This window comes from Mesorhizobium sp. B2-5-3 (genome assembly GCF_006441005.1).
Classification (GTDB): domain Bacteria; phylum Pseudomonadota; class Alphaproteobacteria; order Rhizobiales; family Rhizobiaceae; genus Mesorhizobium.
Window position 1 is genome coordinate 511,130 of the sequence record NZ_VFUS01000001.1, and the last position, 20,286, is coordinate 531,415.

At 64.3% G+C, this 20,286-nt stretch carries 19 protein-coding genes; 9 read left to right on the top strand and 10 right to left on the bottom strand.

Annotated elements, in window-relative coordinates; all coding sequences use genetic code 11:
• The first annotated feature begins 199 nt into the window (after positions 1-199).
• Entirely contained in the window at positions 200-835 is a 636-nt protein-coding gene (locus tag FJ867_RS02680; protein WP_140625358.1) for an isoprenylcysteine carboxylmethyltransferase family protein, read from the top strand.
• A gap of 48 nt (positions 836-883) precedes the next feature.
• Here the strand turns inward: FJ867_RS02680 and FJ867_RS02685 are convergent, their stop codons facing one another.
• On the bottom strand, positions 884-1,369 hold the full coding sequence (locus FJ867_RS02685) for a hypothetical protein (RefSeq protein ID WP_140662655.1): 486 nt from the start codon (positions 1,367-1,369) through the stop codon (positions 884-886).
• Positions 1,370-1,581: 212 nt separating this feature from the next.
• On the opposite strand from FJ867_RS02685, the gene FJ867_RS02690 reads away from it, so the two are divergent.
• Both FJ867_RS02690 and FJ867_RS02695 read left to right on the top strand, forming a co-directional pair.
• Complete coding sequence (locus tag FJ867_RS02690) at positions 1,582-1,947, top strand: RidA family protein (protein ID WP_140524551.1); 366 nt, start codon at positions 1,582-1,584, stop codon at positions 1,945-1,947.
• Positions 1,948-1,987: 40 nt separating this feature from the next.
• Positions 1,988-3,223, top strand: a complete 1,236-nt coding sequence (locus FJ867_RS02695; protein WP_140816460.1) for an amidohydrolase/deacetylase family metallohydrolase — start codon at positions 1,988-1,990, stop codon at positions 3,221-3,223.
• Between the two features lie 232 nt (positions 3,224-3,455).
• Here the strand turns inward: FJ867_RS02695 and FJ867_RS02705 are convergent, their stop codons facing one another.
• Both FJ867_RS02705 and FJ867_RS02710 read right to left on the bottom strand, forming a co-directional pair.
• Positions 3,456-5,246, bottom strand: a complete 1,791-nt coding sequence (locus tag FJ867_RS02705; RefSeq protein WP_140662653.1) for an NAD(P)/FAD-dependent oxidoreductase — start codon at positions 5,244-5,246, stop codon at positions 3,456-3,458.
• 195 nt (positions 5,247-5,441) lie between these two features.
• Positions 5,442-6,386 carry a MurR/RpiR family transcriptional regulator gene (locus FJ867_RS02710; protein ID WP_140492084.1) on the bottom strand — a complete coding sequence of 315 codons (945 nt, stop codon included), beginning with the start codon at positions 6,384-6,386 and terminating at the stop codon, positions 5,442-5,444.
• A 326-nt stretch (positions 6,387-6,712) separates the two neighbouring features.
• Here FJ867_RS02710 and FJ867_RS02715 point away from each other — a divergent pair, with 326 nt between their 5' ends.
• The 5 genes from FJ867_RS02715 to FJ867_RS02735 all read left to right on the top strand — a co-directional run bounded on the left by FJ867_RS02715 (position 6,713) and on the right by FJ867_RS02735 (position 12,563).
• A complete protein-coding gene (locus FJ867_RS02715) occupies positions 6,713-7,546 on the top strand; it encodes an ABC transporter ATP-binding protein (RefSeq protein WP_140563894.1) in 834 nt (277 codons plus the stop codon).
• Positions 7,543-8,397, top strand: coding sequence for an ABC transporter permease (locus FJ867_RS02720; protein ID WP_140492076.1), 855 nt, complete (start codon positions 7,543-7,545; stop codon positions 8,395-8,397). The genes FJ867_RS02715 and FJ867_RS02720 overlap by 4 nt, the downstream gene beginning before the upstream one ends.
• Positions 8,398-8,475: 78 nt before the next feature.
• A complete protein-coding gene (locus FJ867_RS02725) occupies positions 8,476-9,648 on the top strand; it encodes an ABC transporter substrate-binding protein (RefSeq protein ID WP_140554766.1) in 1,173 nt (390 codons plus the stop codon).
• Positions 9,649-9,820: 172 nt separating this feature from the next.
• The gene (locus FJ867_RS02730; RefSeq protein WP_140728703.1) at positions 9,821-10,912 is read left to right on the top strand and encodes a Gfo/Idh/MocA family oxidoreductase; all 1,092 of its coding nucleotides are present in this window, start codon (positions 9,821-9,823) and stop codon (positions 10,910-10,912) included.
• A 214-nt stretch (positions 10,913-11,126) separates the two neighbouring features.
• Positions 11,127-12,563: an amidase gene (locus FJ867_RS02735; protein ID WP_140554764.1), complete on the top strand. Its 1,437-nt coding sequence runs from the start codon at positions 11,127-11,129 to the stop codon at positions 12,561-12,563.
• Positions 12,564-12,804: 241 nt separating this feature from the next.
• On the opposite strand, the gene FJ867_RS02745 is transcribed toward FJ867_RS02735, so the two are convergent.
• Positions 12,805-14,046, bottom strand: coding sequence for a Xaa-Pro peptidase family protein (locus FJ867_RS02745; protein ID WP_140554763.1), 1,242 nt, complete (start codon positions 14,044-14,046; stop codon positions 12,805-12,807).
• A 350-nt stretch (positions 14,047-14,396) separates the two neighbouring features.
• On the opposite strand from FJ867_RS02745, the gene FJ867_RS02750 reads away from it, so the two are divergent.
• Positions 14,397-15,194, top strand: a complete 798-nt coding sequence (locus FJ867_RS02750) for a SapC family protein (RefSeq protein ID WP_140816462.1) — start codon at positions 14,397-14,399, stop codon at positions 15,192-15,194.
• A gap of 51 nt (positions 15,195-15,245) precedes the next feature.
• Here FJ867_RS02750 and FJ867_RS02755 read toward each other — a convergent pair whose 3' ends face one another.
• The 6 genes from FJ867_RS02755 to FJ867_RS02780 all read right to left on the bottom strand — a co-directional run bounded on the left by FJ867_RS02755 (position 15,246) and on the right by FJ867_RS02780 (position 20,228).
• Positions 15,246-15,809, bottom strand: coding sequence for a type 1 glutamine amidotransferase domain-containing protein (locus tag FJ867_RS02755; protein ID WP_140492038.1), 564 nt, complete (start codon positions 15,807-15,809; stop codon positions 15,246-15,248).
• A 297-nt stretch (positions 15,810-16,106) separates the two neighbouring features.
• Entirely contained in the window at positions 16,107-16,922 is an 816-nt protein-coding gene (locus tag FJ867_RS02760; RefSeq protein ID WP_181168305.1) for a transporter substrate-binding domain-containing protein, read from the bottom strand.
• A gap of 38 nt (positions 16,923-16,960) precedes the next feature.
• Positions 16,961-17,620 (bottom strand): amino acid ABC transporter permease, encoded by a 660-nt coding sequence (locus FJ867_RS02765; protein WP_140524523.1) that lies wholly within the window; start codon positions 17,618-17,620, stop codon positions 16,961-16,963.
• Positions 17,617-18,261 (bottom strand): amino acid ABC transporter permease, encoded by a 645-nt coding sequence (locus tag FJ867_RS02770; protein ID WP_140492029.1) that lies wholly within the window; start codon positions 18,259-18,261, stop codon positions 17,617-17,619. Before FJ867_RS02770 ends, FJ867_RS02765 begins: the two co-directional genes overlap by 4 nt.
• A complete protein-coding gene (locus tag FJ867_RS02775) occupies positions 18,258-19,019 on the bottom strand; it encodes an amino acid ABC transporter ATP-binding protein (protein ID WP_263483292.1) in 762 nt (253 codons plus the stop codon). The genes FJ867_RS02770 and FJ867_RS02775 overlap by 4 nt, the downstream gene beginning before the upstream one ends.
• Positions 19,020-19,058: 39 nt before the next feature.
• Positions 19,059-20,228 carry an FAD-binding oxidoreductase gene (locus FJ867_RS02780; protein ID WP_140662641.1) on the bottom strand — a complete coding sequence of 390 codons (1,170 nt, stop codon included), beginning with the start codon at positions 20,226-20,228 and terminating at the stop codon, positions 19,059-19,061.
• Positions 20,229-20,286: the final 58 nt, after the last annotated feature.

Sequence of the window (20,286 nt, forward strand, 5' to 3'; positions counted from 1 at the left end):
ACCGGCATCGCAATGATATGGAAGCGACTTCACTCCAGCCTGTCCGCCGGCATACAAATTCGTAAGGTTGGACCTGGTTGGCGCAAAAAGGCTTTACGAACGTCGTGCGCTGCTTTGATAGAAAGCGATTGCCTTGTATCCGCCATCAATGGCGTGCCCGAGTGCACGCGGGCCTCGCCAGCGCCCCAGGAAAACACGAATGACCTACGCTTCCCTCAAGCCGGTCTCAGAGGCCTTCGTCCAGCGCAAACGGCTGATTTTCGTGCGAGTGGCGGCGGTGCTCGCGGTCCTGCTTCTGTTCCTCACCAAGCCTGGGCTCAACGAGGGCTCGCAAGGCCACGAGACGCTCGAATTCCTCGGCTTCTGTCTGGTGCTCGCCTGCGTCGCCGGCCGGCTCTGGAGCATCCTCTATGTCGGCGGCAAGAAAAACGAGGAACTGGTCTCGATCGGACCGTTCTCGATAAGTCAGAACCCACTCTATTTCTTCTCGACGGTGGGCGCTGTCGGTATCGGACTGCTCTACGGCTCGGTTCTGGCGGCCGTGGCGCTGGGCGCTGCCAGCTTCCTCATCTTCCGCGTCACGGCGCGCAAGGAAGCCGAATACCTCCTGGGCAAATTCGGCCCGGCCTATCTCGCCTACACCAAGGCCACGCCGCGCTTCTGGCCGAACCCGCTGCTTTACCGCGACAATGACGAGTTGCAATTCTCGACGCGCGCGCTGAAGCGCACCTTCTATGACGGGCTCTATTTCCTGGCCATTTTCCCGGCCATCGAGCTGATCGAATATCTCCGGGAGAGCGGGCTGCTGTTCCCGCCCTTCGTGACGCTCTACTGATCGTCGGATCGGTTGCAAAAACCGACCCGCCCTCGACAACAGGCGCTATCAGCCTCCCAGCGGATAGGGCATGTAGCCGACGAAGCCCGCGATCTTCCAGCTGCCGCCGACCTTCCTGCAGAAATACAGCGTCTGCCATTTCAGCCGATCGACGCCGCCATCCGCCTTGGCGACGGTGCCGTCGAATTTCTTGTGCAGCACGGCGCGGTCGCCGTCGACATCAATGTCGCGCAGATTGGTGACGCGGAACAGCGCCTCGCGCAGCGGCTCGGCGAATTTGGTCGCCGCCGTTTCCTTGGCCTGGCGCAGCCACTCGTCGCGATAGATCTCCAGCCGCGGGAACTGCAGCCGCCAGGCGTCGGCGTTGGCAAGAAAATGCGCATGCATGCCGAAGAAGCTTTCGGCGATGAAATCGTCCTCGACCATGGACCAGTCCTGACCGATGAAGGCATCGATGTCGCGCCGCACCAGCATCTCCCAGAGGGCGTGGCGGTCGGCATCACCTGATGGAAACGGGTTCTTGTCGAAGGTCATTCTCGGTTCTCCGCTCTGGAAATGCGCCCGTCCGTTTCAGGCCCGGCCGGCGAGCGCGCACGATGCAAGCGCTTCTGTAATAAAGCAACATGGATTTCCAGGAATGTTGCTTTCCAACAAGACCTCTATCGGGATCGCCTCGATCGGGGTAAATCTCGGCCGAAGCGGGCGCTCCCATCGTGTCCCGTCATAGCATCAGAGGAGGTCCGCTCTTGCCCAAGCAATGTTTTGGAACGTCGCATGTCCCGCTGTCACCCGCGGTGCGGGCCGGCGACTTCGTCTATATCTCGGGCCAGGTGCCGGTCGGCGGCGACGGCATCGTGGTCAGGGGCGGCATATCCGAACAGACGGAGCAGGTGCTTTCCAACGTCAAAGCGGCGCTCGCGCTGGCCGGCTGCACCATGGACGATGTGGTCAAGACCACCGTCTGGCTGGAGGACGCGCGCGACTTCGGCGCCTTCAACGCCGTCTATGCCAGGCATTTCCCGAAGAACCCGCCGGCCCGCACCACGGTCGAATCGCGGCTGATGATCGACATCAAGATCGAAGTGGAAGCCGTCGCCTACCGGCCGCTCTGACGGCCGTCGGCGGGGATGGAACGAAGCGGAGGCGCGCCCGATGCAATTTGATCTTCTGTTCAAGGGCGGGCGGCTGATCGATCCGGCGGCCGGGCTCGACGCGCCGCGCGATCTTGCCATCGCCAATGGCCGCGTCGCCGCCATCGACGCCGACATTCCCGCCGACCGCGCGGCCAGCGTCATCGATGCCAAGGGCTGCATCGTGGCGCCCGGCCTCGTCGACCTGCACAGCCACGTCTATTGGGGCGGCACCTCGCTCGGCGTCGATGCCGACCGGCTGGCGGCCAAGAGCGGCACCACCACCTTCATTGATGCCGGCAGTGCCGGCGCCGGCAATCTCCTCGGCTTCCGCCGCCATGTCATGGAGCGCTCGAAGGTGCGCATCCTGGCTTATGTCAACATCTCCTTCGCCGGCATTTTCGGCTTCTCGCAGACCGTCTCGGTCGGCGAGTGCAGCGATCTCAGGCTCTGCGAACCGCGCGAAGTGGTGGCGGCGGTGCGCGAGCACGCGGACGTCGTCGTCGGCGTCAAGGTCCGCTCCGGCAAGCATGCCGGCGGCACCAGCGGCATCGCGCCGGTCGATCTGGCGCTGGAGGCGGCCGACAAATCCGCTCTGCCGCTGATGGCGCACATAGACGAACCGCCGCCCGGGCGCTCGGAAGTGCTGCCGCGCCTGCGCAGGGGCGACATTCTCACCCACTGCTTCCGACCGTTTCCGAACGCGCCGGTCTTCGCCTCCGGCGCCGTGCGGCCCGACATGCGGCTGGCGCGCGAGCGTGGCGTCATCTTCGATCTCGGCCACGGCATGGGCTCGTTCGACTTCGAGGTCGCTCGCGCCATGCTGGCCGAAGGGCTGGCGCCCGACGTCATCTCGAGCGACGTGCATCTCTACTGCGTTGACGGTCCGGCCTTCGACATACTGGTGTGCATGTCGAAGCTGCTGGCGCTCGGCATGCCGCTGGTCGAGGTGTTGCGCGCCGCCACCCAAGCGCCGGCGCAGGCGATCGCGCGGCCTGATCTGGGCACGCTCAAGGTCGGAACCGCCGGCGACGTCGCGCTGCTGCGGCAGCATTCCGGCCGCTTCACCTTCATCGACGCGGTCGGCGCCTCGCTGGTCGCCGACCAGCGGCTGGTCTGCGAAGGCATCGCCATCGGCGGCGCCTGGTGGCCGAACGAGACGATGAACGATGTCGGCGACACCGAGCGTTTCGAGGCGCATGTGGGGCATACGCATGTCGAGGTCGCGGCCAGGCATTTTGGGCACCGGCATGATTGATTGATCTCGGTAGCACTGCGCCGCCTGTCTTGCCGCGGCTGCGAGTTTGGCGAATGGCTTCCCCCACTCCGTCGCTGCTCCGCAGCGCCACCTCTCCCCCCTCCGGAGGGAGAGGAAGGGAGCCTCCCGGCATAAGCTCGCGCCCTTCCTCTCCCCCGTCGATCGGGGGAGAGGTGTCGAGCGAAGCTCGACGGAGTGGGGGTCGACCTTCCCTCGAAGCAACGCTTCCGCTTCACCGTCGCGCGTTGCTGACCGCCCCATAAACCGGCGTATCAATCCCCTCCATCCGCGCCTTGATCTGCAGCGCCACATATTTCGAATAGAAGCGCGAGAGCGCCAGATTGCCGCCGTGGAACCACAGCGCTTCCTGCGCCGTCGGTTTCCACATGTTGCGCAGTTCGCCCTGCCATGGCCCGGGGTCGCCCTTGACGCCGGAGCCGAGGCCCCAGCACGGGCCGACCCTGTCGGCGACCTCGCGCGAGACGATTTGCGCCACGGTTTCATTCATCGACTGATAGCCTGTGCAGGCGATGATGGCGTCGGCTTCAAGTTCGCTGCCGTCCTCGAAGAGAATGCCTTTCGCCGTCAGCGACTTGATCGCCACGCCGCTGCGGATGCCGATCTTGCCGTCGATGATCAGGTCCGAAGCGCCGACATCGATGTAGTAGCCGGAGCCGGTGCGGTAGGCCTTCATCAGCAGGCCGGTCTCGTCGTCGCCGAAGTCGAGGGCGAACCCGGCGGCGCGAAGCCGCTCGTAAAAAGCCGCGTCGCGTGCGCGGATGACGTCGTAGAGCGCCCGCTGGCCCTTGGGCACCAGCGCGAAGGGCGTCGAGGCGACGATCATGTCGGCCTTTTCGGTGGTGATGCCGCGCGCCAGCGCGTTCTCCGAAAAGATCTCGAAACCGACTTCCATCAGCGTGTCCGATTTGACCACGGTCGTCGGCGAACGCTGGATCATGGTGACCTCGGCGCCGCTTTCCCAGAGATCGACGCAGACGTCATGCCCGGAGCTCGCCGCGCCGATGACCGCGGTCTTTTTGCCGCGGAGCTTCTCGCCGCTGGAATACTGGCTGGAATGCAGCAGCTCGCCCTTAAAGTCACCGGCGCCCGGCAGGTCGATCGGCCGCGCCGGACCGTAGGCGCCGGTGGCGAAGACGATGTGCTTGGGCTTCAGCGTGATGTGCTGGCCGACGCGGTCCACGACCACGGTCCAGACCTTCTCGGCCTCGTCATAGCTGGCGCTGACGCATCTGGTGGCGACCCAATAGTTGAGCTCCATGACGCGCGTGTACATTTCCAGCCAGTCGCCCATCTTGTCCTTGGGCGTGAAAACCGGCCAATTGTCGGGAAACGGAATGTAAGGCAGATGGTCGTACCAGACCGGATCGTGCAGCACGAGCGTGCGGTAGCGCTTGCGCCAGGAATCGCCCGGCCGGGCATTCTTCTCGATGACGATCGAGGGCACGCCGAGCTGCCTGAGCCGCGCGCCCAGCATGATGCCGCCCTGGCCGCCGCCGATGACCAGGCAATAGGGCTGCTCGGAAGCGCCAAGCTCGCGGGTCTCTCGCGCGCGCGCCTCCGACCAGGTCTCGCGCTCCGGGTCGGCCTTGTGGCGCACGCCCAGCGGCCGCGTCGCGCCCTTGCGCTCCTCGAATCCTTTCAGGTCGGTCATTGCCGTGAACAATGTCCGGCAGCGGCCGTCGCGCAGGCGCATGATGCCCTGGCCCGAGGCCACGGCGGTCTCGAAGGTGAACCAGGCCTCGATTATCCCCTCGTCCGAGGTGGCTTCGCCGGTGAGCTGCCATCTTGCCGGCCGCGTCGCTGCCAGCGTCGCCTTCAGCATGTCGGCGATCGCCTCGCGCCCTTCCATCGTGGTGACGTTCCAGGTGAAGGTCAGGAGGTCACGCCAGTAGCAATCGTCGACGAACAGGTTGGCTGCGGCCGCTATGTCACCGGCTTCGAGCGCCTTGTCGAAAGCGCCGAGCCATGCGGCTGCCTGTTGCGATGGTGCTATTTCGAGCATTTGTTTCCCTCTTTTTCGCGTTGGCGCTGTCCGGTATTCCCTTCTCTCCTTGTGGGAGAAGGTGGCCTCGCGGAGCGAGGTCGGATGAGGGGTGCTCCAGCTCGGCACGGCCGGCACTCCGTCACCCACCCCTCAACCGTCACGGCGCTGCGCGCCGATCCACCTTCTCCCACAGGGGGAGAAGGGAAAAGCCTCCTAATCCCCGAGCGGCTCCATCTCCTTGCCGGTGCGGTGGATCTGGGCATTGTATTTGATGCGGCGGACCGTCTCGCGGGCCGAGCCGTCAAGCTTGTAGGCGGCAGCCACCGCCATGAGGTCGATCATGGCCAAAAAGGCGAAGCGCGATGCCGTCGGCTTCAGCGTATCGGGATATTCCGGCACCGCTACGGTCAGCCTGACGTCGCCGACGCGCGCGAGCTCGGTGTCGGGCGCCGTCACGCAGATGGCATTGGCGCGGTAGTGCTTGGCGAGTTCGACCGCCTCGATCACCTCGCGCGTGCGCCCCGTCGCCGAAATGGCGATCACCAGGTCGCCGGGCTTCAAGGTCGAGGCGGTCATGCGCATGAGATAAGGGTCGCATTGCGCGCTGATCGATATGCCGTAGCGAAACAGCCGGTACTGCGTTTCCTGCGCCAGCGCCGAGGAACTGCCGCCCAGTCCGAACACCGTAACCTGGCGCGCCTTGGCGATCAGCTCGGCGGCCTTCTGCAGCTGGACCGGATCGAGCTGCCGCTCGGCCTCCTGCAGCGCCCGCCGCGCTTCGCCGAACACCGCGTTCCAGAACGGCATGCCGGTGTCGTTCTCCCTGGCTGGCGAAGTGTCCAGATAGAGCGCGCCGACGACGAGGCTCTGCGCCAGCTTCAGCTTGAAATCACGCACGCCCTCGCAGCCGATGGCGCGGCAGAAGCGGGTCACCGTCGGTTCGCTGACGCCGGCACGCTGGGCAAGGGCGGCGTTGGAGGCATCGACCGCGTATTTGACGTCGTCGAGCACGACATCGGCGACGCGGCGCTCGGCCGGACGCAGCTCGGCATAGGTATCCTTGACCAGCGAGATGATGTCGGGAATGCGCCGCACAGGCTCACCCCCGTCCGCCTCGCCATCCGTCATCAGGTTTTCCCGGCTGTCAGCTTCGGTCATGAAGTGGCCTTCCCTGGTCCCTTGTCGACCTCTTACCATGCTTGCACGCTGTCGTTCCATGTGCACGGCCCCGCTGCAACTGCTGCGTGCCGTTGCGGCATGTCACCCGGCTTTGCCCATCTGCAACGCCCGCTTGTTGTGCCACTTTTCCCGAGTATGTAGGAAAGCAACACGCATTTCAAGATAAAGAAAAGACAGCGAAAGCAGGTATATAGAGGAATAGGCGGCTCTCAACGACGGAACGATCGCGCTCTTCGCTTGACACCAAAGTAGGATAGTTACACACTGACTTTGGCAGTCGATTGGACGCACTCTCCGAGGGGCGGATGAACGCGGGCGAAACAACAGCGCCGAAGCTTGGTGTGCAGGCAGCGACCAAGATCTATCACACCGCATCCGGCGACCTCCTGGCGCTGGACCGCTGCAGCCTCGACGTCCACGCCAATGAAATCGTTTCGATCGTCGGCCCGTCCGGCTGCGGCAAGACCACGCTTTTGTGGTCGATGTCGGGCTTGCACAGCCTGACCGGCGGCGAGATCCGGCTCGACGGCGTCAAGATCACCGGGCCGCATCCCGACATCGGCATCGTGTTCCAGGAAGCGAACCTGCTGCCTTGGCGCAATCTCGATGCCAACATCCGCTTTCCCTTCGAGATCAAGGGCGAGAAACCAGACCGCGCATGGATCGCGCATCTGCTCCACCGCGTCGGGCTCGACGGTTTCGGCGGCAAGTTCCCGCGCGAGCTTTCGGGCGGCATGCAGCAGCGCGCCGCGATCGTGCGGGCGCTGGCGCCAAAACCCTCCGTGCTTTTGATGGACGAGCCGTTCGGCGCGCTCGACAGTTTTACCCGCGAGGAGATGAACCGTCTCGTCGAGGAGATCTGGCTCGACACCAAGACCACCATCGTCTTCATCACCCACAGCATTGAGGAAGCAATCTTTCTCTCCGACCGCGTGGTGGTGCTGAGCGCGCGGCCCGGCCGCGTCGCCAGGGAGTATCGCGTGCCGTTCGCGCGACCGCGCTCGCTGGAGATCATGGCGACGAAAGAGGTTTTCGACCTCACCAACCGGATCAAGATGGACATCGTCGGCGAGCGCGCCAGGCCCAAGGCACCGGAACAGGAACGCGCCAGCGCCGAGATCGTGAGGATCAGGCCGTGAGCGACGCCATCCCGGAATTCTCCAAATCCAAATCGGGTGCCAAGTCCGGCGATGGGCAGGACGTCAGCCTGACCAATCTCTCGGCCTTCGCCAGCGGCCCCGGCATCAAGTCGGGCAAGGAGGTGGCGGCGATCATAGCTGTCGCCGTAATCATAATCGGCGGCATCGAATTGGCGCTGCGCCTGTTCCATGTGCCGCTCTACATCATGCCGCCGCCAAGCTCGATCGCCTATGCGCTGTTCGACGAGTTCCCGCTGATTGCGCCGCATCTCGGCTACACGCTGGTCGAGCTGGTTTCCGGCTTCGCCATCGGAGCCGTCGTCGGCCTGGTGCTGGCCGCCGTCATCACCCAGTTTCCCTTCGCCGAAAAGATCGTCGCGCCCTACATCCTGCTTCTCGTCACCACGCCGATGCTGGCGCTGGTGCCGCTTTTGATCCTTCGCTTCGGTTTCGGCTACACGCCGCGCATCATCGCGGTGGCGCTGGCCGCCGGGCCGATGGTGATGATAAACGCAGCCACCGGCTTTCGCCGCGTCGACAGCGCCAAGATCGCGCTGGCGCGCTCCTACGGCGCCAGCACCTTGCAGATATTCTGGAAGATCCGCGCGCCGATGGCGCTGCCTATGATCCTGGTCGGGCTGATGATCGGCGCCATCTTCGGCCTGCTGACCGCAGTCGGCGCGGAGATGGTCGGCGGCGGCTTCGGCCTCGGCAACCGGCTCACCACCTATTCGTCGATGATCCAGATGCCGCAATTCTTCGCCGTGGTGCTGATCCTGTCGACGCTCGGCATCCTGATCTACGTGCTGTTCTTCCTGATCGGCAAGAAATGGGCGAGCTGGGAGGCTTGAGCACGAGATCATGAACGCCCCGGAGCGGGCGAAAGGCCATCGATCAACAAGAAGGTCAATCAACAAAAGGGGAATGCCATGACCGACCAGAACTCATTCCAGACGGCGACAAGAACGGGCATCAGCCGCCGCACCTTCCTGCAGGTGACGGCAGCCGGCGTCGTGACCGCCACCGCGCTCGGTGCATCGGGCTTGAAGGCCAGGGCGGCGGCCTACGAAAAATTCACCTGGATCTCGCCGCGCGGCACGCTCGAAGTGCTCGACGACTATCCTTATTGGGCAGCCAAGAAGGCAGGCTATTTCGACGGGCTCAGCACCGACATGCAGCCGGGCCCGTCGGACGGCACGGCGACGGTGAAGTTCGTCGATGTCGGCCAGGCCGATATGGGCTTTCCCTCGCCCGGCGTGTTCTCCTTCGCCATCCAGAACGGCATGAAGCTGAAGTCGGTGTTCCACATGGGCGCGCGCGACACGTTCTCCATCGCCTTCCGCAAGGGCGAGGGTACGAACGACTTGAAGAAGCTGGAAGGCAAGACCATCCTGCTCGGCTCCGCCGCCTGGCAGTCGATCACCGATCCGCTGCTCGCCGCGCAAGGCGTCGACATCAAGAAGGTCAAGTATGTCGAGGCCGGCTGGCCGACGTGGGGCACCGCGCTCGCCGGCGGCCAGGGCGACGCTGCCTTGTCGTGGGAGGGGCTGCGCGCCGAATGGATCGCCAAGGGCCTCGACTTCGAATACTGGCTCGGCGTAAAGAATTCCAAGCTGCCGGCCAACACCTTCGTCGTGCGCGCCGCCGATCTCGAAGATCCCGACAAGAAGGCGTTCCTGGAAAAATATCTGCGCGGCTGGGCGATGGGGCTGGAGTTCGGCTACCAGAACCCGCGCGCGGCGGTCGAAGCGGTGTTCGAGCAGTTCCCGACATTGGCCAAGAACCTCGGCCCCGAGCTCGGCACCACCTCGATCCTGCAGCAGATCAACGTCTTCCGCGGCGACATGGACAAGCGCGGCGGCTGGGGCTCGCACGACATGGCGAGCTGGCAAGGCTTCTTCGACGAGATCCACAAGATCGGCCAGATCACCAATCCGGTGAAGGCCGAGGACGTCTGCACCAACGAGCTGATCCCGGCCGCCAACGACTTCGACAAGGCCAAGGTCAAGGCCGATGCCGACGGCGTCAAGCTGACGGAGGGCTTTGCCGCGCTCGATGTCGAGAAGATCAAGGCGCATCTGTTCGATTCGGCGGTGAAGTAAGGGCTGCAAAAGAGGTCGTTCATTGCCCTGTCTTGGCTCCTTTCCTCTCCCTCCGGACAGGGGAGAGGAAAGGGCAGGCGGATGAGGGGCGGCGCCAACCTGAAGTGATTGTTCTGGATGCCCAGGCGCGGCAGCAGCTCGCCAGGTCCTATCAAAAAATTGGGAGGCTGAATTGGCCGACAAAATAAAAGTGCTGGTTGTGGGTCTCGGCAATATGGGCGCCTCGCATGCCAGCGCCTATCACCGCTCGGACGGCTTCGAGATCGTCGGCATCATGAGCCGCTCGATCAAGAGCAACAAGAAAATCCCCGCCGAACTTGCCGGCTATCCGCTCTACGAGGGTTTCGACCGGGCGCTTGCGGAGACCAGGCCGGACGCCGTGTCGATCAACAGCTGGCCCAACACCCATGCCGAATACGCGCTGAAGGCGATAGCGGCCAACTGCCACGTGTTCATGGAAAAGCCGCTCGCCACCAACATCGAGGATGCCGAAAAGGTCGTCGCGGCAGCGCGGGCGAAGAACCGCAAGCTGGTGCTTGGCTACATCCTGCGCGTCCACCCGTCCTGGATAAAATTCATCGAGGTCGGCAAGACGCTGGGCAAGCCGCTGGTGATGCGCCTCAACCTCAACCAGCAGAGCAGCGGCAGCGCCTGGCACTGGCACAAGAACCTGATCGATTCGCTGATCCCGATCGTTGATTGCGGCGTGCACTATGTCGACGTCATGTGCCAGCTCACGGGCGCCAGGCCGGTGCGCGTGCACGGCATCGGCGCGAAGCTCTGGGCGGAAGCCGACAAGCAGAATTACGGCCATCTCCACGTCACCTTCGATGACGGTTCGGTCGGCTGGTACGAGGCAGGCTGGGGCCCGATGATGAGCGAGACGGCCTATTTCGTGAAGGACGTGGTGGGGCCGAAGGGCGCGGTGTCGATCGTCGCCGGCCAGGAGACGAGCAGCGCGGCGGAAGCGGCGGAGGTGTCGAACTCGGCCGACATCGACCGCCACACCAAGACCGACGCGCTGAAGATCCATTATGCGGCGGTAGACGCCGACAAGAACTTTGCGAAACCCGACGAGATCGTCAGCATGGAAGACGAGCCCGGCCACCAGGAGCTCTGCGACCGCGAGCAGGCCTTCTTCCTGCGCGCCATCCGCGAGGATCTCGATTTGACCGAGCAGATGGACGCCGCCGTCAACAGCCTGCGCATCGTGCTCGCCGCGGAACAGAGCATCGAATTGGGGCGCACCGTCGAGCTGGCGTGAGACAAGCGCGCTGCTGGGGGCAGCAGTTTCAGGTCGGTGCCCCTCACTCAGCCCTCTCCCGAGAAGAACGGGAGGCGGTCGCCAGCATCAGAGCGCTTTCCTTCTCCCCGTCATGACGGGGAGAAGGTGCCGGCAGGCGGATGAGGGGCGGCGCCAACGTCGGCCCGAAGCGATAGCTCGGGCGCGGCGCGAGGCAAAGACTAGGAGGAGAGACATGGTCACCGACAGCCTGCTGAAAACCTATGCGAACTCCGATGCGCTGGACCTTGCCGACTTGGTGCATCGGGGCGAGGTTTCACCTGCGGAACTGGTCGAGGCGGCGATCACGCTGGTCGAGCAGCTCAACCCGGCGCTGAACGCGGTCATCCATCGCCTCTACGACATGGCGCGTGCCCAGGCGCAGACGGTCGACAGATCAGCACCTTTCGCCGGCGTGCCGTTCCTGCTCAAGGAACTGGCCTCGTCCTGGACCGGCGCCCCGAACACCAACTCTTGCCTCTACCTGAAAGATGTCGTCGCCGATTTCGACACCGAAGTCGTGCGCCGCATGAAGGCGGCGGGGCTGGTGCTGGTCGGCAAGTCGAACGCGCCGGAGAATGGCTGGTCGATCACGACCGAGCCAAAACTCTACGGCGTGACCAGGAACCCGTGGAAGGAAGGCATCACGCCAGGTGGCTCGAGCGGCGGCGCGGCGGCGGCCGTTGCTTCGCGCATGGTGCCGATCGCCGAGGCCAGCGACGGCGCCGGTTCGATCCGCATTCCGGCCTCCTGCTGCGGCATCGTCGGGCTGAAGCCGTCGCGCGGCCGCGTCAGCCTGGCACCGTTCGGCGACTATTGGTATGGCGGCGCCTACTTCCTGTGCTGCTCGCGCAGCGTGCGCGACACCGCGGCCTATCTCGACGCGCTGGCCGGCGCCTTGCCGGGCGACCCCTATACGCCGCCGGTCCCCGACGCCTCCTGGCTCAGCCTGTCGTCACTGGCGCCGAAGAAGCTGCGCATCGGCTTCACCGTCACCCCGCCCAACGGCACGGCCATCGATGCGGACGTGAAGGCGGCCGTGCTGGCCACCGTGGCGGCGCTGGAGCGGCTGGGACATGACGTCGAGGAACACGACATGCCGCTCAATGCCGATGCCATGTGGGCCACCTACACCAACATGACCTGCGTACAGACGGCGGCGACCTTCGACTATCATGAAACGGTGATCGGCCGGCCGGTGACGCCTGATGATGTCGAACCGGTGACCTGGGCGATCATCGAACGCGGCCGTGCGACCAGCGGCACCAGGCACATTTCCGATGTCGAGCAGCTCAGGCAGGTCGGCCGCGACATCGTCGGCGACCTTTCGCCCTACGACCTCTTCATCACCCCGACGCTGACGCAGCTGCCACGCCCGTTCGGCTATTACGACATGTCGGAGACCGACATCGACCGCTACAACGCCAAATGGACGGATGCGGCGTTCGCCTTCCCCTTCAACATCTCAGGCCAGCCGGCCATCTCGCTGCCGCTCGGCTGGTCGAAAGACGGCGTACCGATCGGGGTGCAGCTTGTCGGCCGCTACGGCGACGAGGCGACGGTGCTGGCCGCGTCGGCGCAGCTCGAGCGGGAAATGCCGTGGAGGGACAGGCGGCCGCCGGTGAGCGGTTAATCGCTCGCGACAGGGCACCCATCGCCGAGTTCTGTGGCGCCCCCCTCTGTCCTGCCGGACATCTCCCCCTCAAGGGGGGAGATTGGAAGTTTCGGCGCCGGCTCATCTTGTTCTTGCAACGTTGAAAATTGGCGAAAGCGGGAGCGATAATCGATCTCCCCCCTTGAGGGGGAGATGCCCGGCAGGGCAGAGGGGGGCGCCGTAGGGCGCTGACAGTGACACCGTCACGATCCCGCCCTCGCTATCCTATCCTCTCCAATCGCCTTGGCAGCCGGTTCATCGCGGCTGGCCCATCCGGCGTGATCAGGAACTGGTCCTCCAGGTTGAAGCTGGCGAGGCCGTCGATGTAGAGCGGGATCTCGAAGGCCAGCACCATGCCGGCTTCGACCAGGACATCGCTGTCGGCCGCAATGAACGGCCATTGCTCCGAGAACACAGACTGCCCGACACCGTGGCCGAAATGCCCCCGGCGGTAGGAGCGCAGGCCTTGCCGCGCCAGGCTGTCGGTGGCGACGCGGTGCACATGGCCGATCGAATTTCCCGGCACGAGTGCCGCCAACCCGTCCTCGAAAGCGCGCTCGGCGATCGCGTGCAATTCGGCCTGGTCGGCGGAAGCGGGACCGAAAGTGAAGTTGCGCGACATGTCGGACGCATACCCGCCGATCGTGCAGACCATGTCGCATTTCAGCGGATCGCCGGGCATTGCCTTGGCATCGGCACCCTTGGCCCGGGCGCCGAGCGTCACATATTCCGCCGTCGCGACCGGATGGGAGAGGCCCGCCGCCGCCGCGGCCACGCCTTGCCGGTAGAGCGCGACGAGATCGGCCTGGCGCATGCCGGCCATCGCATCGACCTGCAGCCGCTCCAGCCCTGCTTCAGACAGGATAATGCCTTGCCGCAGGAGCTCGATCTCGCGTTGCGACTTGATCGCCCGCAGCCGATCCAGCACCGGCGAGCCGTCGATCATCCGGCACTGCGGCAGCAGCGCCTGCATGGCGGAAAAATCGGCGGCTGGAACAAAGCCGAGATCGATGCCCAGCGTTGCGCGCTCCAGTCCGAATTCGGCAAGCAAGGCTTGCAGCTGGCGCACCGAGCCGGCGAGATCGAAGGTGGCGGGGCGCGCGAAATCCGGCGCGCGGCCAAGCGAGACAAGGCCAGCCTCGATACGCTCCGCCAACGGGCCGCGGGTTCCCGTCTCGACCGGCGCGAATTCGATCCAGATCGGGTGCGAACGCACAACTGCTTCGGGCGCGGCGATCCGCAACTGTCCCGCACTGAAATCCGCGACGACGACGCCGATCGGCAGGTCCTGCCGGGCCGGGATGACAACGAAGCCGGCGCCGGCACGCCGGAACAGCCCCGCCGGTCCGATCGACACACCGGTCGCATAGTGGAAGGCCTCGGGCGCTGAGAGCACCAGCGCCTGCAGGCCGGCGCGTTGCATCAGTTGCATCGCGCGCTGGCGGTCGACAAAGCCGGTCATGGTTCTCTCCGGATGGCTGAAGCGACATCGGCTCCTCGTATCCTTGCAATCCCGGACGGAAGACTCCCACGGCTTCCCGGAATTTTGCCATGTGATGCCACTGTCGCCGCTTCGCGGCAGGCTGTCCATAGGCCGGCATGGTTGCGGGCGTCCCGCAAGGCGATTAGGGCGCAAACGCCAAAATACAGCAGCGCGTGTCCTTTTATGCGCGCCGGCGACGCTGTAGTACTTTGTCCCTGCGCAGGATTGCTTCGAAGCAAGGGCCGGCGCGACAAGAACAGACCCCGCTTTGGGAATTCAATGCTGGACGGGCCGGCCTGGTTGGCCGGCGCGAGGAGGAAAACGGACACATGGCTGACAGCGGTGCGAAGACGGAAACGGCGGGCGAGGCCTTGCCGCTGTTCTATTCCAGGCCCGCGGCGCTCAATCCGGCGCGGCACGGTTCACTCGGCCTGACGGCGCGCAGCGATTTCTCCTTCGCCCGCTCGGCGCATGCCATCCCGGTGGTGGCCTCGGAAATGCCGGCGGCGATGCGCTCCTACCCGATCGTTTTCATCGGCCCCGCCAAGGCGCCCGTCATCATCACCGGCCTGCGCCAGGACGAGAACCTGTTCGTCGAACCCGACGGCAACTGGGCCGGGCCGCACTACATCCCCGCCTATGTCCGCCGCTATCCCTTCATTCTCGCCGACGATCCCAAGCAGCCCGGCCGGCTTACGCTGTGCGTCGACCGGGCGAGCGAGCGCGTCATCGACCAGCTGCTGGCGCCGTTCCGCGACGACAAGGTGCTGCCCTTCTTCAGCGGTAACGAGGCGACCGAGGCGACGAAGCAGGCGCTCGCCTTCTGCAACCAGTTCCAGATCGACTTCAGGGCGACCCGCGAGATGGTCGACAAGATCGACGCGCATGCCCTGTTCGCGCCGCGCCAGAGCAAGGTGACGCTGGAAGGAGGCGAGGTGCTGAACCTCACCGATTTCCAGGTGGTAGACGAGGCCGCCTTCAACAGATTGAGCGACGAGGCCTTCCTCGACCTGAGAAAGTCAGGCGCGCTCAGCCTGCTCTACTGCCACCTTGCCTCGACCAACAGCTGGACGTCGCTGGTGCATCAGGCGTCGCTGCGCAAGGCGGAGGGGGCGAAGAGCGCCTGAACAACCCATGCCGAGATCCTTCGCGGCGCGGCTGGTGAACAAGGTTCGGCGCTAAGCCGCGGCCCGCCTGTCGTGCCGCCCTTCCCTGATCTCTTCCGTGAGCTTGTCGCAGAAGGCGTCGAGATCGCCGGGATTGCGACTGGTGACCAGCCCCTGGTCGGTGACGACCTCGCTGTCTTGCCACAGGCCGCCGGCATTGATCACGTCGGTCTTGATCGACTTGTAGGATGTGACGCGGCGGGCTTTGATGATCCCGGTCTCGACCAGAAGCCAGGGCGCATGGCAGATCGCGCCGACGACCTTGTTGGCCGACCAGAACGAACTGATGAAATCCAGCGCCTTGCGCTCGACCCGCAAGAGGTCGGGATTGATGACGCCGCCGGGCAGAACGATCGCATCGTAGGCATCGGCACGGGCCTCGTCCAAGGTCTTGTCGACCGGAACTTCGCGGCCCCAATCCCTGTGGTCCCAGCCCTTGATCTTGCCGCTTTCGAGCGACACGATTTCGACCTCGGCGCCGGCCTGGCGCAGCTTGTTCAGCGGCACCTCAAGCTCGGACTGTTCAAAACCATTCGTCGCAAGGATGGCGACGCGCTTGCCGGAAATATCCTGCATCGTTTTTCTCCATGATTGGATTGGATGCAGGGCTAACGAGCCTGAACCGGTACCGTTCCTCGCTGTAACCTTATGTGACCGGAGGGATCTGTGGTGCGCTGTACTGCACCACGGGTCTCCTTTCCTCATCAGCTCTCCTTAGTGAAGGACTGTTACCCTTTTCGTGTCTCAGACTCGGGGTGCACTACGAAATTCTGCTCGCGGATCGCAGCCGCGCAGCAAACGTACAGGCCGCCCGCCGCATCCGGTTTTCTTCCTAGAAGCGGGGGCAGGCAGGCGGCCCTTCATGCCAGCGGCTTACTCGATGACGCGGGCTTCACCGACATCTGCGGCCGACGGATCCAGCCCGTAAGCCTTGAGCGCTTCGGCGATAGCGCCGTTCTTGCGGTAGACATCGAGCGAAGCGTCGACCGCCTTAACGAAGCCCTCATTGCTCTTGTCCAGCAGGAAGGCGGTCTGCGACGGGTTCATGGTCGCATCGATGCGCGGATCCGGCTTCAGGACATGCACCTTGTAGTTCTGCCCTTCGTTCTGAATGACAGCGGAGCCGAAGCCGTCGAGCGCCGCCTCAATACGACCGGCATGAAGATCCTGGGCGAGGTTCAGCGACGATGGATAGGTCTTGGAGCCTTCGTAGAGCTTCTCCATGTCCTGGACCCACAGATATCCTTCCACGGTGCCGACCTTCTTGCCCAGCAGACCGTCGACGGTATCAATGCCGTCGGTCGAGGTGACGGACAGTTGGTCGAGATAGACCGGCGTGGACAGAGCGACGACCTTCGCGCGGGCGGCGGTACGATAGAAGCCGCCAAGCGCAATGTCCGCGCGCCGCGACTGAACTGCGGAAACCGCGCCTGGATATGTGAAGATCTCATACGTGATCTCGAGGCAATTCTCCTTGGCAAAACGCTTCACGAGATCGCCGTCGATACCCGCGATGCCGCCGTCTTTTTCGAGCGAATACGGGGCGGTGTTGGTGAGCGCGACGGTGAGTTTGCCCGCCGACACGGTTTCGAAAGCATGCTCCGGCTTGCAATCCTGTGCGGACGCGACGCTGGCACCCATGGCCGTGGCAATGGCTGCGGCCGAGATGATCTTACTCCAATTTTTCACTTTGCTCTCCTCTGACATTGATGGTTTTTGATTGCAGGTCAGCCGAGATGGCTGCCCAGCCTACGTTCGGTGTACGAGACCAGCCACCCGAACGGGACGGTGATGGCGAGATAGAACAGGCCCGCCAGGATCAGGACATCGAGGTAGAGGTAGGTGGCCGCACCCACGCGATAGGCGCGCGCCAGAAGTTCGGGGATGGCGATCGTGTATGTAAGGGCCGTCGCCTGGAAGATGAGAATGGCAAAGCCCATCAGCGCGGGTATTGCGAACAGGATTCCCTGGGGGATCACCACGAAGCGCAGGATGTCCCGGCGGGTCATGCCGAGCGCCAAGCCCGCCTCGATCTCACAATGCGGAACCGCGTTCAGACCGGCCCGAAGGATCTCGCTGGTGTAGGCGCCCGTCGTTAGCGCCAACGCAATCACGCCAGAGGTGAAGGCACTTACGGTCATCCCCGAAGCAGGCAATCCATAGTAGACCATCTGCAGGACGACGAGTGCGGGCGCGCCGCGCCCGATCTCGACAAGTACCACCGCGAAATAGCGGACGAGCCTGTTTCCAGAGGAGGAGGCAAGCGCAAGAACGAGACCGATAGGCAATCCGAACAGCAGCGCCAGGCCCGCCAACTGGAGACTGACAAGAACTCCTTGGAAAAGCTGGGGGGACCAGTCCAGCCAGTTGGCCAGCATCTCGCTCATTTCGCTTGCCCCCTTGAGCGCAGCCGCTCGTCCACGGCGCGTGCCAACACGACAACGGGTATCGACAGCGCGATGTAGAGAAGCGCCGCGAAAATGAACGGCATGAAGCTGCCGCCTCCGCCTTGAGCCTGCTGCGATGCGTACATCATCACGTCGCGGACACCGATCGTGGAGGCCACGGTCGTGTCTTTGAGCAGGCTGACAAGAAAGGTCGCCATGGGCGGAACCGAGACGCGCAGGACCTGCGGCGCCAGGATGTAGCGCAGCGTATCCAGGCGCGTCATACCGAGCGCCGTGGACGCCTCCCGCTGGCCCTTCGAGAGGGCCAGGAAGCCACCCCTGTAGATTTCAGCGAGATAGGCCGTTGATACCAGCCCCATACCCAGGATGGCAGCCTGATAGGAACTGAGAACGATCACTCCGCTGCCCAATCCGAAGAAGATAATGAACAGCCAGACGATCGGCGGGATTCCCCGGACAACGTCGATGTATATGCGCGCCGGCATGCTTAGAAGGAGCCACCGGGACCGTCGCATCAGCACCAGCGGCACGGCTGCGATGGCCCCGACTGCGAAAGCGCCGAAGGTCACCAGCAGCGTGGCCGGAACGCCTCTGAGCAGTGAAACCAGCAGGTCGATCATCTGCGATCGACCACGGCACGGAAGAACTGCCGCGTGCGCGGCGACGACGGGTTGCGGATCACGGCATCAGGCGGACCCTGCTCGATGATCTCTCCATTGGCCATGACGATCACGCGGTCGGCGACGTCTGCGGCAAAGGCGATCTCGTGCGTGACGATGATCATTGTCATGCCTTCCTGGGCGAGCTCGCGCATCACGGCCAACACCTCAAGCCCGAGTTCGGGATCCAGGGCGCTCGTGGGTTCGTCGAAGAGCATCACCTTGGGGTCAAGAGCCAGGGCGCGTGCGATCGCGATACGCTGCTGCTGGCCACCCGACAGGCGCGCCGGGTAGGAGTGCGCCTTGTCCGTAAGGTGTACGCGTTCGAGCAATTGGGCGGTGCGCGCGTCCGCCTGCTCCCTGGTGCGCCCCAGAACCCGCATCTGCGGCAGCGAAATGTTGCGCTGCACGGTCATGTGCGGAAACAGGTTGAAGGACTGGAAAACCATCCCGGTGGAACGTCGGAGCCTCAACAGCTCTCCGGCGGACAGATTGCGGTCGACCGAAAACCGGATGGCGCCCACTTCGAGGGTACCGGATGACGGCTGTTCGAGCATGTTGATCGCACGCAGCAGCGTGCTCTTCCCCGCGCCGCTGGGTCCGACGATCGCCACGACCTCGCCGCGCGTAATGTCGAGCGAGACGTTTTTCACGGCGTGATGGCCGCCATAGATCACGTTGATGTTCTTGATGCGGACGATGTTTTCTGCCTCGGGCATGGCTTCTTTGTCCTTGCGCTAACGCCGGTGTCCTACTGGTCAAGCCGCCGCGGTATGTACGGCGGGGACGTTTCTTTCCGGAGTTGGAGCGAGACTCTCGGTGCCTGGGATCGATGCGGGAGAGCCCTTGAGCACCCAGTCCGCGACGATCAGGCCTATCACCGGCGCGAGCTGTATCCCGTAGCCGCCCGCACCGGCCGCAGTGATCAGACCGGGCTCGGACTGATCGACTGGTCCGACATAGGGACGGTGGTCGGCGGTGACAGGGTAGAGGCCTGCCCAGCCCCGGCCGAGCCGGGCGCCCGGCAGATCAGGCACGCGCTCGATCAGCATCTCGGCCAGCATGACCTTGGACCCTTCCTCGCACTGCTCGTTGTAATTGTCCGGATCCTCGGGCGAGGGCGAGCTTACCTTGTGTATCTCGGCGATGAGCTCGCTCGCTTTCTCGTGCCGAAAGTTGAGTCCGGTGCCCTGCCCGTTCACCAGATCCATGACCATCGGCATTGTGTAGGGAAGCGGCGCGTCCAGGTGGATTGTCAGCGCCTCGTGGCGCTCGGGGCGGATGTGAAGCGTCTGTCCAAGCATCTCGGCAACGCGTGGCGCCCAGGCGCCTGCCGCATTCACGACGAAGTCGCAGCCGATCGGACCCTTGCTGGTGTCCAACCGATAGCCACCGGATGTCCGCGCGACACCAAGCAGCTTGCGGAACTGGAAAACCTCGGAGCCGAGCTTCTTCACCTCTTGCGCCAGCAACGTGCACATTTCGTGGGGATCGAGGAAGCCGTCGTCCGGCCCGAAGATGCCGCCTTCGAGCCCATCTGAACTCAAGTGCGGCACGAGCTGCTGGAGCTCGTTCGCCTGGTAGACCCTGGATCTGAAGCCGGCATTGCGCTGGATCTCCACCGAGCGGGCGAACAGTTCCATCTGCTCGGAGGTGCGCGCCAGACGCAGATAGCCGATAGGGCTGAAGCCGAGACCGAGGCGCTCCTGCCACCGGCGGATGCGGTGCACGGATTGCATGCGCAGCTGGATCTCGAACGGATCCGTCAGCTGTGTACCAACGACCCCGACCGAGCGGCCGCTGGATCCTGACGCAATGGATTGTGCGTCGATGACGGTGACGCGAGCGCCCTGTTCCGCGAGCGCGTGCGCAGAGCACATGCCGAGTGTGCCCGCACCGATGACGACGACGTGAGGAGAAGCTGTCATGTGACTTCCATCTGTTGCTGCGTCGTCCCGTGCCGGATGGATCCGGCGCCGGACGCGC

Coding starts and splice junctions, on each gene's coding strand:
- FJ867_RS02695 (WP_140816460.1), top strand. CDS start 1,988: ATGCAATTTGATCTTCTGTTCAAGGGCGGGCGGCTGATCGATCCGGCG.
- FJ867_RS02735 (WP_140554764.1), top strand. CDS start 11,127: ATGGTCACCGACAGCCTGCTGAAAACCTATGCGAACTCCGATGCGCTG.
- FJ867_RS02715 (WP_140563894.1), top strand. CDS start 6,713: ATGAACGCGGGCGAAACAACAGCGCCGAAGCTTGGTGTGCAGGCAGCG.
- FJ867_RS02765 (WP_140524523.1), bottom strand. CDS start 17,620: ATGAGCGAGATGCTGGCCAACTGGCTGGACTGGTCCCCCCAGCTTTTC.
- FJ867_RS02685 (WP_140662655.1), bottom strand. CDS start 1,369: ATGACCTTCGACAAGAACCCGTTTCCATCAGGTGATGCCGACCGCCAC.
- FJ867_RS02680 (WP_140625358.1), top strand. CDS start 200: ATGACCTACGCTTCCCTCAAGCCGGTCTCAGAGGCCTTCGTCCAGCGC.
- FJ867_RS02725 (WP_140554766.1), top strand. CDS start 8,476: ATGACCGACCAGAACTCATTCCAGACGGCGACAAGAACGGGCATCAGC.
- FJ867_RS02710 (WP_140492084.1), bottom strand. CDS start 6,386: ATGACCGAAGCTGACAGCCGGGAAAACCTGATGACGGATGGCGAGGCG.
- FJ867_RS02750 (WP_140816462.1), top strand. CDS start 14,397: ATGGCTGACAGCGGTGCGAAGACGGAAACGGCGGGCGAGGCCTTGCCG.
- FJ867_RS02745 (WP_140554763.1), bottom strand. CDS start 14,046: ATGACCGGCTTTGTCGACCGCCAGCGCGCGATGCAACTGATGCAACGC.
- FJ867_RS02705 (WP_140662653.1), bottom strand. CDS start 5,246: ATGCTCGAAATAGCACCATCGCAACAGGCAGCCGCATGGCTCGGCGCT.
- FJ867_RS02755 (WP_140492038.1), bottom strand. CDS start 15,809: ATGCAGGATATTTCCGGCAAGCGCGTCGCCATCCTTGCGACGAATGGT.
- FJ867_RS02780 (WP_140662641.1), bottom strand. CDS start 20,228: ATGACAGCTTCTCCTCACGTCGTCGTCATCGGTGCGGGCACACTCGGC.
- FJ867_RS02770 (WP_140492029.1), bottom strand. CDS start 18,261: ATGATCGACCTGCTGGTTTCACTGCTCAGAGGCGTTCCGGCCACGCTG.
- FJ867_RS02775 (WP_263483292.1), bottom strand. CDS start 19,019: ATGCCCGAGGCAGAAAACATCGTCCGCATCAAGAACATCAACGTGATC.